Annotated in this window: 15 protein-coding genes; 3 read left to right on the top strand and 12 right to left on the bottom strand. The window is 44.9% G+C overall.

All coding sequences use genetic code 11. From position 1 onward, the window contains the following. Positions 1-36 precede the first annotated feature (36 nt). The 6 genes from LT679_RS14325 to gcvH form a co-directional block, all read right to left on the bottom strand. Entirely contained in the window at positions 37-456 is a 420-nt protein-coding gene (locus LT679_RS14325; protein ID WP_232178293.1) for a hypothetical protein, read from the bottom strand. Between the two features lie 60 nt (positions 457-516). Next, the gene (locus LT679_RS14320) at positions 517-1,134 is read right to left on the bottom strand and encodes a SprT-like domain-containing protein (protein WP_232178292.1); all 618 of its coding nucleotides are present in this window, start codon (positions 1,132-1,134) and stop codon (positions 517-519) included. A gap of 36 nt (positions 1,135-1,170) precedes the next feature. Next, a complete protein-coding gene (gene feoB / locus LT679_RS14315; protein ID WP_232178291.1) occupies positions 1,171-3,285 on the bottom strand; it encodes a ferrous iron transport protein B in 2,115 nt (704 codons plus the stop codon). A gap of 9 nt (positions 3,286-3,294) precedes the next feature. Next, positions 3,295-3,510 carry a FeoA family protein gene (locus LT679_RS14310; protein ID WP_232178477.1) on the bottom strand — a complete coding sequence of 72 codons (216 nt, stop codon included), beginning with the start codon at positions 3,508-3,510 and terminating at the stop codon, positions 3,295-3,297. 213 nt (positions 3,511-3,723) lie between these two features. Continuing rightward, positions 3,724-4,119: a VanZ family protein gene (locus tag LT679_RS14305; protein ID WP_232178290.1), complete on the bottom strand. Its 396-nt coding sequence runs from the start codon at positions 4,117-4,119 to the stop codon at positions 3,724-3,726. Continuing rightward, positions 4,119-4,499, bottom strand: a complete 381-nt coding sequence (gcvH, locus tag LT679_RS14300; RefSeq protein WP_232178289.1) for a glycine cleavage system protein GcvH — start codon at positions 4,497-4,499, stop codon at positions 4,119-4,121. Before gcvH ends, LT679_RS14305 begins: the two co-directional genes overlap by 1 nt. Positions 4,500-4,643: 144 nt before the next feature. Between gcvH and LT679_RS14295 the strand changes: the two genes are divergently transcribed. The 3 genes from LT679_RS14295 (at position 4,644) to LT679_RS14285 (ending at position 6,905) form a co-directional block, all read left to right on the top strand. Next, complete coding sequence (locus LT679_RS14295) at positions 4,644-5,234, top strand: DUF4142 domain-containing protein (RefSeq protein WP_232178288.1); 591 nt, start codon at positions 4,644-4,646, stop codon at positions 5,232-5,234. A gap of 105 nt (positions 5,235-5,339) precedes the next feature. Next, complete coding sequence (locus tag LT679_RS14290; protein ID WP_232178287.1) at positions 5,340-6,356, top strand: Gfo/Idh/MocA family oxidoreductase; 1,017 nt, start codon at positions 5,340-5,342, stop codon at positions 6,354-6,356. A 15-nt stretch (positions 6,357-6,371) separates the two neighbouring features. After that, a complete protein-coding gene (locus LT679_RS14285) occupies positions 6,372-6,905 on the top strand; it encodes a TlpA family protein disulfide reductase (protein WP_232178286.1) in 534 nt (177 codons plus the stop codon). Positions 6,906-6,918: 13 nt separating this feature from the next. Here LT679_RS14285 and LT679_RS14280 read toward each other — a convergent pair whose 3' ends face one another. The 6 genes from LT679_RS14280 to LT679_RS14255 all read right to left on the bottom strand — a co-directional run bounded on the left by LT679_RS14280 (position 6,919) and on the right by LT679_RS14255 (position 14,339). Next, positions 6,919-7,914, bottom strand: coding sequence for a transglutaminase family protein (locus LT679_RS14280; protein ID WP_232178285.1), 996 nt, complete (start codon positions 7,912-7,914; stop codon positions 6,919-6,921). Positions 7,915-7,925: 11 nt separating this feature from the next. Continuing rightward, complete coding sequence (locus tag LT679_RS14275) at positions 7,926-8,861, bottom strand: alpha-E domain-containing protein (protein WP_232178284.1); 936 nt, start codon at positions 8,859-8,861, stop codon at positions 7,926-7,928. A 77-nt stretch (positions 8,862-8,938) separates the two neighbouring features. Further along, entirely contained in the window at positions 8,939-10,399 is a 1,461-nt protein-coding gene (locus tag LT679_RS14270; protein ID WP_232178283.1) for a circularly permuted type 2 ATP-grasp protein, read from the bottom strand. Between the two features lie 205 nt (positions 10,400-10,604). After that, on the bottom strand, positions 10,605-11,243 hold the full coding sequence (locus LT679_RS14265) for a DUF4397 domain-containing protein (RefSeq protein ID WP_232178282.1): 639 nt from the start codon (positions 11,241-11,243) through the stop codon (positions 10,605-10,607). A gap of 287 nt (positions 11,244-11,530) precedes the next feature. After that, the gene (locus tag LT679_RS14260) at positions 11,531-12,316 is read right to left on the bottom strand and encodes a succinate dehydrogenase/fumarate reductase iron-sulfur subunit (RefSeq protein ID WP_232178281.1); all 786 of its coding nucleotides are present in this window, start codon (positions 12,314-12,316) and stop codon (positions 11,531-11,533) included. A gap of 88 nt (positions 12,317-12,404) precedes the next feature. Then, positions 12,405-14,339 (bottom strand): fumarate reductase/succinate dehydrogenase flavoprotein subunit, encoded by a 1,935-nt coding sequence (locus LT679_RS14255; protein WP_232178280.1) that lies wholly within the window; start codon positions 14,337-14,339, stop codon positions 12,405-12,407. Between the last annotated feature and the right edge of the window lie 36 nt (positions 14,340-14,375).

The following is a 14,375-nucleotide window of genomic DNA, read 5'->3' as shown; positions in this document are numbered from 1 at the left end:
ACAACAATTAAACGCTATTTTGAGAGAATAGTTCTTTTAGTCGAACTGAACTTCGTCCGGACCTGATAGTTTTTTAATATGGCAGGCACATGCGCCGCCAGCAACTTTTATAGTGGCAGTTTTGGTTTTTGTGCCGGCACTGTCAGTCGCGGTGATCAATATATCGTCTCCGCTTTCCGATAATGTTTTGGTAGACCGGTCATCTATGATGAGGTAATAGCCCGGCGTTGTATTTATGGCAGCAGCCGTGCCACGATCAATAGGTTGATTGGTACGTTTATTTATCACGGATAACTTACTGAGAGATTTTACCGGCCCATTCTGATCTTTAAACAACATCAGGATCATAGCGAATTCCTCGGTACAAACCCTGTCCGGACAGGTGGACACATTCTTTTTACCACATGATAAAATAGAAACAGCTACAAAGACAATTAGTAAGGCTCTCTTAAACATAATAGCAGGTTTATTATCCTTACGCAAGGATAAGAGATAACGCTACAGTTTTATGAGAATTTATTGATTAGATGAAATTACTTCTACTTCGGCTACCGGACTAAACAGGTAAACGCGTTTTGTAGCTACCTCGATACATTTGTAACGCTTACGCAGCTTTTCGCCTTTTTGAAATACACGGCCGTCTTTTAGTTTGAACATGGCGTTAGCGGGTATTTTCTCAACGGTATGTATGGCTTCCTGCGGCGCATCATACATGCGTAACGAACGGTACAGGTTAAGATCAGAACAGCTTGACGCGGCCGGATTATTCAGGTACCTTACAATAGCCTGCTTTACATCCGGCGGAAATACATCCTTCTCAAAAAAAGGTTGCATCATCTTTTTAAAATTGTTCTTCCACTCGGTGCCATGGGGCTTGGCCTTGTGCTTATGCTCGTTCCAGGTATGCAGGTGCGCAAACTCGTGCACGGTGGTTACCAAAAAAGCGTAGGGGTTTAAATTAAAGTTTACCGATATGCGGTGCCCCTTACCCTCAAACGGCGGGCGGTAATCGCCAAATTTACTGCTGCGGCCACGCGATATTTTAAACTCGCATTTAAAATAATCTATCCACCTGCCAATAAGCGGCGCGGCATCGGGCGGCATGTAACGGGCAAGAATTTGTACTTTATCCAAAGGGAACCTCTGCGGACAAAGATACTAACCAACTGCCTATTTTAAAAGCTGATAGGTAACGAAGGCTACGCCGTATGCCAGCACCGTCATGTAGGCAAACTGTATGGCAGGCCATTTCCAGCTTTTGGTTTCGCGGTAAACCACGGCAACCGTACTGGCGCACTGCATCGCGAAAGCGTAAAACATCATGAGTGAGAACGCCGTGGCTAAATTAAAAACCGGCAGCCCTGTTTCGGGATTGCGGGCATTAGCCATTTTTTGCTGTACCGATTGTATGTCGTCTGTATCGCCCTCTACACTATAGATGGTGGCCATGGTTCCCACAAATACTTCGCGAGCGGCAAATGAGGTAATGATGGCAATGCCGATCTTCCAATCGTAACCCAAAGGTTTTATAACGGGCTCAATGGCATGGCCAAGCATACCGGCGTATGAGTTCTCCAGTTTTTCGGATGCGATGATGCGGTTAAGCTCTTCCGGGCTGTTGGTTTTTATATTTTCGGTAACACGGTATTTCTGGTCAATGCGCTCAAACCGGTCACCGGGCCCGTATGATGCCAGCACCCATAACACGATGGATACAGCGATGATCACCTTCCCCGCCTGGATAACAAAGGCTTTTGACCGATCGTACATGGCGAAGATCACGTTCTTCCACCTTGGCATACGGTAAACGGGCAGTTCCATAATAAAGTAACCGCGCTCGCGCACCTTCAGGATGAACTTGAGCACAAACGCCACAATGATGGCTGATACCAGACTGAACACATAGATGGCGGTAAGCACCAGGCCTTGCATATTAAATATGCCCCAAACCGACTTATCGGGTACCACTAAAGCAATCAGCAGGGTATAAACCGGCAAACGGGCGGAGCAGGCCACAAGTGGCGTAACCATAATAGTGATCATCCTGTCCTTCCAGTTCTCGATGGTGCGGGTACCCATAATAGAGGGCACAGCGCAGGCAAAACCGCCAATTAACGGTACTACTGATTTGCCGTTGAGGCCAACCTTGCGCATCAGTTTATCCATCATAAACGTAACGCGCGACATGTAGCCCGTATCTTCCAATATGGATATAAAAGCGAAAAGGATGGCGATTTGCGGAATGAACACCAGTACGCCGCTCAGTCCGGCTAAAACGCCATCGATAAGCAGGCTGGCCAGCGGTCCTTCAGGCAATACATTACGTAGCGCATCCTCAGCCCAAACAAACGAGGCCTCGATAAGGTCCATAGGGTAGGATGACCAGGCGAATATAGATTGGAATATAAACAGCAATATCGCCATGAATATTACAAAGCCCCATACCTTGTGCGTCAGTATATGATCTATGCGGTTGCTAAATGTTTCGTGCTGCGCGGCTTCGGGCGTTTTCACTGTATCGTACAGCAAATCATTTATAAAATTATAGCGGGCAACCGTTTCAGCCGCCTGTGCTTTTTGCGAATGGAAACTGTGTGCGTGCTCCAGGCTCTCGATTCGGTCGCTTTGCTCATTGCTCAAAAAGCGCAGGTGTTCATGCTGGTGCGCTAATTGCAGAGCGAAGTAGGGGTTATCAACCTGCATTTCTTCGCTAATCTGGCCTATTAATTCAGGCGCAAATACATTAACATCAATAGTATCGGGCTGCAGGGCAACTTTATTGGCGTGTGCTATGGCTTGCTTAAGTTGAGCTACGCCTTCTCCTTTGCGAATGGCCATGGGCACCACCGGTACGCCAAGCTTTTTTGAAAAAAGATCGACATCAATTTTTATAGATGACGAACGGGCAAGGTCCATCATGTTCAGCGCCACAATAACCGGTATCTTTAAATCAGCTATCTGGGTATATAGTAATAAATTACGCTTAAGATTGGTGGCATCAAGCACTACAACCACCAAGTCGGGTTTAGCGGTATCTGCCTTATCGGCCAGTACTGAAAATACAATAGATTCGTCTTTACTTTTAGGATATAAACTATACGTTCCGGGCAAGTCAACCACCTCAGCCTGGCGCCCATCAGGCAGCTGCATGTAACCGGTTTTTTTATCAACTGTAACGCCAGGAAAGTTACCTATTTTTTGGTTTAAGCCGGTAAGTACGTTAAAAAGGCTCGATTTGCCTGTGTTTGGGTTTCCGGCTAATGCTACGCGTATGTCGGCTTTCAAATCAAATACTTATTGTAAAATGATGGTTGACGCCTCGAATTTACGAAGGCTGAGCTGGTAGCCTGAAACGCTGATCGCAATAGGGTCGCCAAGCGGGGCAACACGGGTAACCTTTACGGTTTCACCGGGCAGGCAGCCCATCTCCATCAACTTTACCGACATTTCCAGATCGGTAAACTCCTTTACAACGCCGGTTTGGCCTACTTCAAGCTGCGATAGATCCATCATCAGTTATAAATTAACCTTGCAAATATAGGCTTATTTATACCCAATCCAAATAAGCATGTGCTTTATACACGTAAATGTTTTATAATGATTTATGAATGACGGACTGCCTTACCTTGCACATACCCAAAATGCGGGCAATTACAATCCTTTTTAAATATTCCGCAAGATGATAGCAGAAGTGCGCTGCAGGCCAGGGCTACAATGTATAACTTATTTATTTGCATATTTTACGGCGTTGCTGGTAATTAACACGCTGAACATCCCCATGCAAATGCCAACGGTGTCGGCAAAAAGGTCATTCCAATCGGCACTGCGCCAGGTGAAAAAGTATTTTTGCAACAGTTCAATGGCACCGCCAAAGGCAACCATGCACAAAATGATCAGCACTGCTGTTAATACGGATAAACAACGCTTTTTGTTGTGCCGCAAGTATCCGCCACTGTATAAAACGGTCATGGTAAAAAACAGGCCGCAATGTACCAGCTTATCAAAGCCCTCAAAAAATGCTGGCGAGTGGCTTACTCCGCCCATCTTAATATCGCAGATGATTAAAATAAAAAAGGCCCACAAAATAGCGGGCCAGTAGTTTTTTAGCATAATGCTCATTAAGCGCCTACTAAGCTTTTATATTCATCGGCTGATAAAAGGCCATCAACATCGGCCAGGTCAGCAGGAGTGATCTTAACGATCCAGCCTTCACCATACGGATCTGAGTTAACCAATTCCGGTTGGCTGTCTAAAGCGGCGTTAACCTCCTTTACAGTGCCGGTAACCGGTATAAACAGGTCTGACACGGTTTTAACCGCCTCAATGGTACCAAAAACTTCTTCTTTTGCTACTTCCTGGCCAACGGTGTTAATGTCAACATAAACAATGTCGCCCAGTTCGCCCTGTGCAAATTCGGTGATGCCGATAATAGCCTGGTCACCTTCAATTTTGATCCACTCGTGGTCCTTAGTGTATTTTAATTCGGCCGGAAATTCCATTTCAGTTAATATTTTAATATGTGCTCAAAAATAAAAAAACTTTGGCTTTAACAAACATAAAAAGGCTTATAATGAATTTAGCCCTTTAATTAAAACGCAATGGTACAAACTTTGTTAACTCATACAAAACAACTTAATACTACCATGAAAAAACTAAGTTTAGTAATGATGATGGCGCTTGGCGCTTTCACTTTCCAGGCCTGTCAAAACTCGGGCAGCAAAGATGCAGTTGAAACAGCCGACAGCCTGAACACTAACACCGACACCAGCACCAGCGCAGCAGCTACAGATAGCGGAACTATCGCTGACGAAGATTCAAAATTTTCAACCGAAGCAGCTAATGCAGGTATGGCTGAGGTTGCCTTGTCAGAACTGGCGTTAAAAAAATCAACCAATGCTGATGTTAAGGCATTTGCTGAGGCGATGATCAAAGATCACAAAGCTGCTAACGAAAAATTAAAAGCTTTAGCTACTGCTAAAAACATTACTTTACCTGCCGTAGTAGGTGAGGAAGAGCAAAAAGTAGCTGCCGAACTTTCAGCCAAAGCGGGCGCTGAGTTTGATAAAGCTTATGTAGATCAAATGGTGAAAGACCACGACAAAGCGGTATCGTTATTTGAAGATGGTTCAAAAAATGCAAAAGATGCCGACCTGAAAGCTTTCGCTACCGAAACATTGCCAAAGCTTAAAGCACACCAGGAGCACATTAAAACCATTAAAGATAAAATGAAATAAGCCACCGCAGAATTTTCTGCAAGGTAGAAAGCGGCAAGCAGTATGTTTGCCGCTTTTTTGCTTTTTACAGACCCAACAGCAGCGCTAAAATTGTAATATTGCATTATGTCATCACCTATAGTAGCCGGTTTAATGGCTTTCGGCATGTCGGGCAGGGTATTCCACGCGCCGTTTTTAAGTACAAGCGAAAATTTCAGATTAAAAGCAGTTGTAGAGCGTAATCAGAAAAAAGCACATGAATATTATCCGGAGATAATCAGTTACGATGCTATTGATGAATTGTTGAATGACGATGAAATAGAACTCATCGTAATTAACACGCCTAATTATACTCATTATGACCTTGCTAAACAGGCGTTAAACGCAGGTAAACACGTGTTACTTGAAAAACCTGCCGCGGCAACTACGGCCGAAGTAAAGGAGCTGTTTGATCTCGCCCGTTCAGTTAACAAACACCTGCTGGTATACCAAAACCGACGTTGGGATAGTGGTTTTCTATCGGTGAAAGAGGTTATTGAGAGTGGCCGTTTGGGCAATCTTGTTGAGGTGCACTTCAGGTTTGACCGTTACCGCCCGGCTATCGGCCCAAAAACATTTAAAGAAAGTAAGGACATGGCGGCCAATGGTATATCTTACGATCTTGGCCCGCACCTGATTGACAATGCCATAGCCCTTTTTGGCAGGCCGGTTGGCTGGCACAAAACTACAGGTAGTTACCGCGAGGGTTCGCAGGTTGATGATTATATTAATTTACACCTTAAATATCCTAACCAGGTGAACGTGTACCTCACTGCCGGGTTACTGATTGCCGAGCATTTGCCCGCGTTTGTGGTGCATGGCACGCTGGGTAGCTTCGTAAAAACCCGTACCGATGTACAGGAAGATCAATTGAACACCGGCATGATGCCTGTTGACGCGGCTTATGGTGTTGAGCCCGAAGGTAGTGAAGGTAAGCTGGTTACCTTTGACGAAAACGGAGAAAAGGTGGCCGAGTGGGTGCCATCAAAGAAGGGCGATTATAAAAATTTATTTAAAGCCGTATATCATACCATACGCGAAGGCGCGTTATTCCCGGTAACTGAAGAGCATATTGCCTGGCAGATTGAAATACTGGAGGCTTAAATTTTTTAAGTGATTATGAAAAAACTAATATACGCCGCACTGATACTGGTTACAGCTATCGGGTGCATTCAGGCCAAAAATAATAAAGACAATAGCGCTGAAAATGCCAATACCGAGCAAGCACCCATCCGTAATACCGAAAAGCTTGCACCTTTTAAGATACTTACTACTGACAGCACTTACTTTAGTAATAAAAATCTGAAGCCCGGCAAACCGGTAATGCTGATATACTTTGCACCGGATTGCGGCCATTGCCATGATCTGATGAAAGAGCTTAAGCCTCAGTTTAAACAACTTGCTAAAGTGCAGGTGGTGCTGGTTACCTGGACAAAGTATGAGTCGTTAAAACCATTTTACAAGGAATTTGAATTAGCCAGGCAGCCGAATTTTGTTGTTGGGACTGAAGGTTATGACATGGCAGTGCAAAAGTACTACCAAATAGCGCAAACACCTTTTACTATCTTGTATGACAAGAACGGTAAATTAGTTAAAGCTTTCCCTAAAGCGCCAAAGGCGGATGAGCTTTTAGCAGAAGTGAAAAAAGTATAAACTTAGTATAACCTTATTGCTGCAATTGCTTTTCCTGCTGTTGCTGCTGTTGTTGCTGCTGCATCTGTATCATTTCCATATAACGCTGGTAACTGTTTTTGGAAAATTCGGTCACCTGGTCGGCAATAGGAACCTCAATAACCTGGTGCTGGTTATCCGGCAAAGCTTCCTGATCAACGGATACGGTAACAATAAGTTTATGGTTTGATGAACCTTTGTATACCCCCTTAACCGGCGAACAGTCTGAAAAGTTACGGCCAACCGCCAGCCGCACGTGCGTATCATTGGCAATGCAATTATTCGTCGGGTCAATGCCCAACCAGCCATAATCAGGAATGTAAGCTTCTACCCAGGCATGCGTAGCGCCCTCGCCTCGCATACCGTTGCTGTTGGTGCAGATGTAGCCGCTTACGTAGCGCGCGGGTATCTGTAATATGCGCAGCATCTCTATTAGTATATGGGCGAAATCCTGGCAAACGCCCTGTTTCATTTTCCAAATCTGGTCGAGCTTGGTATCAACAGTGGTTACGCCTTTTATATATTCAAAATTATCAAACACGTACTGGCAAAAACGCAGCACAATCTGGTAGGGTGTATCATCGCTTTTACGTTCGGTGTTTACCACTTGCTGTAGCTCATTCAGCCCGTCAAAATATTCCTGCTTCAAAAAATCAATATAGGGCACCACGCTTTGCAGCCGCTTAAGATCTTCCCACTGGTGTGAAGGAAAAATATCGTTAACGGGCAGTGTGCGATGTTTAGTAGCTACCAAAACCCGCGAATTGATCACCATAACGTTATGCTTTTCTGTGTAGGTAAAGCTGCCTATGCGGTTACCAAAATAGTCGGTATGCACGTCAACGTTTGGGTTGCCGGTGATGGTAATTTCCTGGCGTATTACTTCCTGGAATTCATCAACAATAGGGTAGAGGATGATCTGGTTGGCGCTGTCACGAACTGTTCCTTCGTAACTATATTTTGTGGTATGTTGTATCTCAAATTCGGGCATGGCGTAGGGTGTTAAGCGTTGGCAAAATAGTACTCGTTCATGGCGTTGCCGATGCCATAAAGCTCGCTGCGTATCTGGCTCAAAAAGGTGTGCAGCCCTTCCTGCCTTATGCTGCGTACGGAATTATATTTTATGCGGCTCTGTAAGCGGCCAATTTGGAAAGACATCTCCCGGAAGTTTTCGAGGTTATTGTCATTCTTTAACCGGTCAAAATACCGCTGTATGTTGTTAACCGAATAGATAACCGAGCGCGGAAAGTCGTTATTTAAAACTACCTGCTCCAATACGTTTTCGGCCTCGAAGCCTTCACGGTAGGTTTTCAGGTAAAGTTCATAGCCACCTAACGATAACAACAGATGCTTCCAGTAACTGGTATCTGTCAGCAAATCGGGGTTATCGTTAATAGAAACGAATTTCATATCCAGAATATCCACCGATTGTATGGCTCGCTCCAGGTATTTGCCTATATTCATGAAACTGCGGCCTTCGCCGCGCTCCATCGTGATCTCTACCGTGCCGTAATACAGCATAATTTGCTTGATCAGTACATCAAGTACACCAATTGGATCTTCGCGTTGTAATGCACGTTCCAGCCTGCTGTCCTTAACAGCGTGGTAGTACTCGTTGAGGCATTGCCATAAATCCTTTGTGATATGCTCCTGTACGCTGCGCGCATTCTCCCGTGCGTGGGTAATAATGTTAAGGATGCTGTTCGGATTGGTTTTGCCCGTAACCATATATTTCAACACGGCACGGGTGTCATTTTCCAGCTTCTGTGCTTCCTCGTCATCAAGGCCGGCAAAGATACGAACCACCGGCTCCCAGGTAAATTCCTGGATGGCATCCTGCGACGATGCGTAATTAATTTTAAGCATGCGTAAAATACCATCGCTACGCTCAATATATCTGCTTAACCAGTAAAAACTTGCTGCTACTCTGCTTAACATTTTCGGCCCCCAAGGCCCCCTAAAGGGGGTATATATTTTATCTGTTATAATTTTAATTAATTTTCAAAAACAACCCTTTAGGGGGTCGGGGGGCTCAATACCCATGTATCCTTACTGCCACCACCCTGTGAGCTGTTTACTACCAGCGAGCCTTCTTTTAGGGCTACTCGGGTTAAACCTCCCGGAACTATCTCAATACCGCCCGGACCGTAAAGCGCGTATGGCCTAAGGTCTATACGCCTCGGTGTTAACTCACCCTGCATATAGCATGGCGCTGCCGACAGGTTGATGGTAGGTTGGGCTATAAAGTCGCGCGGGTTTTTGATAATCTCCTGTTTGTACTCATCAATCTCCTGCTCGCTCGAGGCATGGCCCATCAGCATACCATAGCCACCGCTACCGTTGGTGCGTTTAACTACCATGTTATTAATGTTTTTAAACACATGCTCGTGCTCGTCCCGATCACCTAACTGATAGGTAGGTACATTTTTAAGTATAGGTTCCTCGTTGAGGTAATACTTAATCATTTGCGGCACGTAGGCGTAAACGGCCTTGTCATCGGCCACACCATTGCCTATGGCGTTAACTATAGCCACATTGCCTTTACGATAAGCGCCCATAATGCCGGCTACACCCAGCATACTCGCCGGATTAAACACCAGCGGATCGAGATAATCATCGTCCACGCGGCGGTAAATAACATCTACCTGTTGCAAGCCGGTGGTGGTTTTCATGTAAACTTTATGATTGTTCACCACCAGGTCACGCCCTTCAACCAGCTCAACCCCCATCAAACGCGCAAGGGTGGTATGCTCGAAGTAGGCCGAGTTATAAATTCCCGGACTTAACAACACAATGGTAGGATTGTGTATTTGCCGTGGCGATAACGCCAGCAGGTTTTTATATAAGATGGATGGATACTCGGTAACGCTGCGCACTCCGCATTGCGGTAGCAGGTCGGGAAATAAGCGTTTGGTAATCTCCCGGTTTTCCAGCATATAACTTACGCCTGAAGGTGTACGCAGATTGTCTTCGAGTACGTAAAAAGTACCGTCGTAATCGCGTATCAAATCGATGCCCGAAATATGAATATAAATATCATGCGGAACCTGCAGGTTATACATCTCGCGTAAAAAATGCGGGCAGGAGTAAATGATATCTATTGGTATGATACCATCCTTGATGATGAACTGATTACTGTAAACATCCTTTAAAAAAAGGTTAAGCGCAGTGAGGCGCTGCTTGATACCGCGCTCAACAAAAGCCCATTCCTGCGCGGTAATTATGCGGGGTATGATGTCAAACGGAAAAATCTTTTCGATACCCTCGCCGCTATTATAAACCGTAAAGGTTATACCCTGACTCATGAAGAGGCGTTTAGCCAAATCCTCTTTTTTGTTAAGGTCATCAGCAGATTCGCGTGAAATGTAGTCGATTACTTTGCGGTAGTGATCTCTCACTTCGGAATTTTCACCATACATCTCGTCCCAAACGCCATTTATGGGATTGTATTTATTAAAATAAGTTGATTCAACCATAAAAATGCTCAAAGACGAATGTTGTATTAATATATTTTCAATATTGAATGTAATTTATAAATCAATTTCAATAAAATGGAATAAAGATTTATATAATTTATAAAAACTACCTCACTTTGATTTGAATTAGGCGGTGTAAGATAATCATCAATAAAAAACGCCGACCAATTGGCCGGCGTTTTTTATTGATGAAGTGCTTTAACTGTTAGTTTTCAGCAATTACACGATATCTTAAAGAAATAGCTGTTGAGCCTGATACGTAAATAGTATATATTTTACCTGCTTGTACTTTAGTGTCCAAATCCAGAACCGCATTGGCCTGACCTGCTGCATATAAGAACAATTGTGTGTTGGCATCAACCTCTTTATAAGCTGTTACCGCTTTGTAGGCTACATCAGTAAATAGTTTGCTGGTAGCGCTAAAGCCAAGGTCAACGTTGTTTTGCACGGCCGATGCTAAGTGAATAAAACGAACTTTTGCTTTACCTGCTGCTGGCGCTTTGCGGTCATCCTCGGCTACTACATAGGTTTTGGCATCGGCGTTTCCGGCATAGTACAAGCTGTAATATTTGTCATCGTCCAGATCTACATTAAATGACACGTTGGCTGATGATGAACCTACATTGCGGAATTGTACCGTTTTGTTATCGCCTGATGCGGTTTGGATATAATTTGACGTTTCACCATAGGCTACAGCTGAAGTGTTAAGCTTGGTGCCACCTACGTAAACTTCTTGCGAAAGTGAGCCTTCAACAGCGTTGGTTATGCGTACGGATGCGCTGTCAGTATCTACATTCTCGTCGTCGTTTTTATCGCATGAGGTAAACGATACCGCCGCAAGCATAACAAAGGACAGAGATAAGATTTTGGTGTTTTTAAGTTGATTAAACATTTTCATAGTTGTAAAGATGTATTTATAAGTAATAATTATTTAACACCACGGCTATTGCAATCGTTATTCCATTATGATAATATGCTTGTTTTAGAGGTAATTATATATTTTAATAATTAAACGCTTGTACGTTTAAGTGAACAACCTGTAGGTGTAACTGAACTTTTTCATCAAATTTTCACATAAAAAAAGCGCCCCTTTTCTGAAGAGGCGCTTTGTATGATTTATAAAAAATAATATTATTCTGCGTGATCGTGCACTCGTTCTTCGCGGAACAACTTGGCGCTAAAATAGTCATTATTCATACGGCCTATGTTTGTAAGGCTGATCTCTTTAGGGCATTCCGCTTCGCAGGCGCCGGTGTTGGTACAATTACCAAATCCTTCTTCGTCCATTTGTGCAACCATTGATTGTACACGGCTCCAACGCTCAGGCTGGCCTTGCGGCAGCATACCCAGCTGAGAGATTTTAGCCGATACGAACAACATAGCCGAGGCATTTTTACAGGCCGCAACGCAAGCACCGCAACCGATGCAAGTTGCTGAGTTGAACGCTTCATCAGCTATAACTTTTGGGATAGGTATTTCATTAGCATCAGGCACACCACCCGTGTTGATAGATACGTAACCACCGGCTTGCTGTATACGGTCAAATGCTGAACGGTCAACCGCTAAATCCTTAACAACCGGGAAAGCAGCGGCGCGCCATGGCTCAATGGTAATGGTTTCACCATCTTTAAACGAGCGCATGTGCAGCTGGCAGGTGGTAATAGCACGCTTAGGGCCATGCGGGCGGCCGTTAATATAAAGCGAACACATACCGCAAATGCCCTCGCGGCAATCATGATCAAAATATATAGGCTCTTCGCCTTTTTTGGTAAGGCTTTCATTCACCACGTCAAGCATTTCAAGGAATGACATGTCGGGTGAAATACCCTCGGCCTTATAGGTCACAAACTTACCTGATGTTTGTGCATTTTTTTGGCGCCAAACTTTAAGCGTCAGGTTCATATTTCCGTTACTCATTATTATTGAGATTATAGAATTAAGATTCAAGAATCAGGATTGAGAGATTAATCTTGTCTCTTACCTCTCGATTCTTGATTCTTAATCCTTACTTATAGCTCCTCTGTGTTAACTTAACATTTTCAAATACCAACTCTTCTTTATGCAGCTCTTCCGGCTGATTCTCACCCTTAAACTCCCAGGCTGCTGCAAAAGCAAAGTTTTCGTCATCGCGTAAAGCTTCGCCTTCTTCAGTTTGCGATTCAAGGCGGAAGTGGCCACCGCATGATTCCCTGCGCATCAATGCGTCATCAATCATCAGTTCGCCAAGTTCAATAAAGTCGGCAACGCGGCCCGCTCTTTCAAGTGCGGCGTTGATCTCTTCATTTTCGCCGGTTACGATCGCGTTCTTCCAAAAATCGGCTTTAAGTGCCTGTATCAGGGCTTTAGCTTTAGTTAGGCCTTCTTCGGTACGCGCCATGCCGCAATACTCCCACATAATGTGGCCAAGCTCGCGGTGGTACTCAACCACGGTTTTATTGCCTTTTAACGATAGCAGCTTATTTACATACGCAAGTACATCTTGCTTGGTTTGCTCAAATGCAGGGTGGCTTTTATCAACCGGTTTAGGGCCGATGGTTGCCAGGTAATCACCTAAAGTATAAGGGATAACGAAGTAACCGTCAGACAGGCCTTGCATCAATGCAGATGCACCCAGGCGGTTAGCGCCGTGATCAGAGAAGTTACACTCGCCCAAAGCGTATAAACCAGGTACAGTAGTGCTCAGGTTATAATCAACCCAAAGGCCACCCATGGTATAGTGAACAGCCGGGTAAATACGCATTGGCTGGCTGTAAGGATCTTCTGCGGTGATCTGCGCGTACATGTCAAACAAGTTACCGTACTTGGCGGCAACTGTTTCCTGGCCTAAGCGTTTAATGGCGTCGGCAAAGTCAAGGAATACTGCAAAGCCCGAAGCTCCTACACCTTTACCCTCGTCGGCCATTTCTTTGGCGTTACGTGATGCCACGTCGCGCGGTACAAGGTTACCAAATGCAGGGTATTTTCTTTCGAGGAAGTAATCGCGGTCATCTTCCTTAACATCACTCGCTTTCAACTTGCCTGAGCGTAACTGCTCAGCAATTTCAACCGTTTTTGGTGCCCATACACGTCCGTCGTTACGTAACGATTCAGACATCAGCGTAAGTTTTGACTGGTGATCGCCGCTTACCGGGATGCAGGTAGGGTGAATTTGCGTGTAGCAAGGGTTAGCAAAGTAAGCGCCACGTTTGTGTGCTCTCCAGGCCGCGGTTACGTTTGAACCGATAGCGTTGGTTGACAGGAAAAACACGTTGCTATAGCCACCGGTACATAATAATACCGCATGGCCTGCGTGGGTATCAATCTGGCCGGTTTTTAAGTTACGGGTAACAATACCCTTCGCATGGCCATCAACCTTAACCACGTCAAGCATCTCGTGGCGGGTATACATTTTAACCTTGCCGTTATGTATCTGGCGGTTAAGTGCCGAATAAGCGCCTAAAAGCAATTGCTGTCCGGTTTGACCACGGGCGTAAAAGGTACGCGATACCTGCGCGCCACCAAATGAACGGTTATCCAGCAAACCGCCGTACTCGCGGGCAAAAGGTACACCCTGCGCCACGCACTGGTCAATGATATTTACTGATACCTCTGCCAAACGGTAAACGTTGGCTTCACGGGCACGATAGTCGCCACCTTTTATGGTATCATAAAATAAGCGGTAAACACTGTCACCGTCATTCTGGTAATTTTTTGCCGCGTTTATACCGCCCTGTGCTGCAATAGAGTGCGCACGGCGTGGGCTATCCTGAAAGCAGAATGCGGTAACGTTGTAGCCAAGCTCGGCCAAAGTAGCCGCTGCTGAGGCGCCGGCCAAACCTGTACCTACAACAATGATGTCGTATTTACGCTTGTTGGCAGGGTTAACCAGCTTCAGGTTAAATTTATGCTTGCTCCATTTTTCGGCCAGTGGGCCCTGGGGAATCTTAGCATCTAAAATCATCTCTTACAATTATATTTTTGATTGGCCTTACGGCCT

It is taken from the genome of Mucilaginibacter roseus (genome assembly GCF_021215455.1).
Taxonomy (GTDB): Bacteria; Bacteroidota; Bacteroidia; order Sphingobacteriales; family Sphingobacteriaceae; genus Mucilaginibacter; species Mucilaginibacter roseus.
Note: the sequence above shows the minus strand (reverse complement) of the source record. Positions and strands in the feature narration are given on the sequence as shown.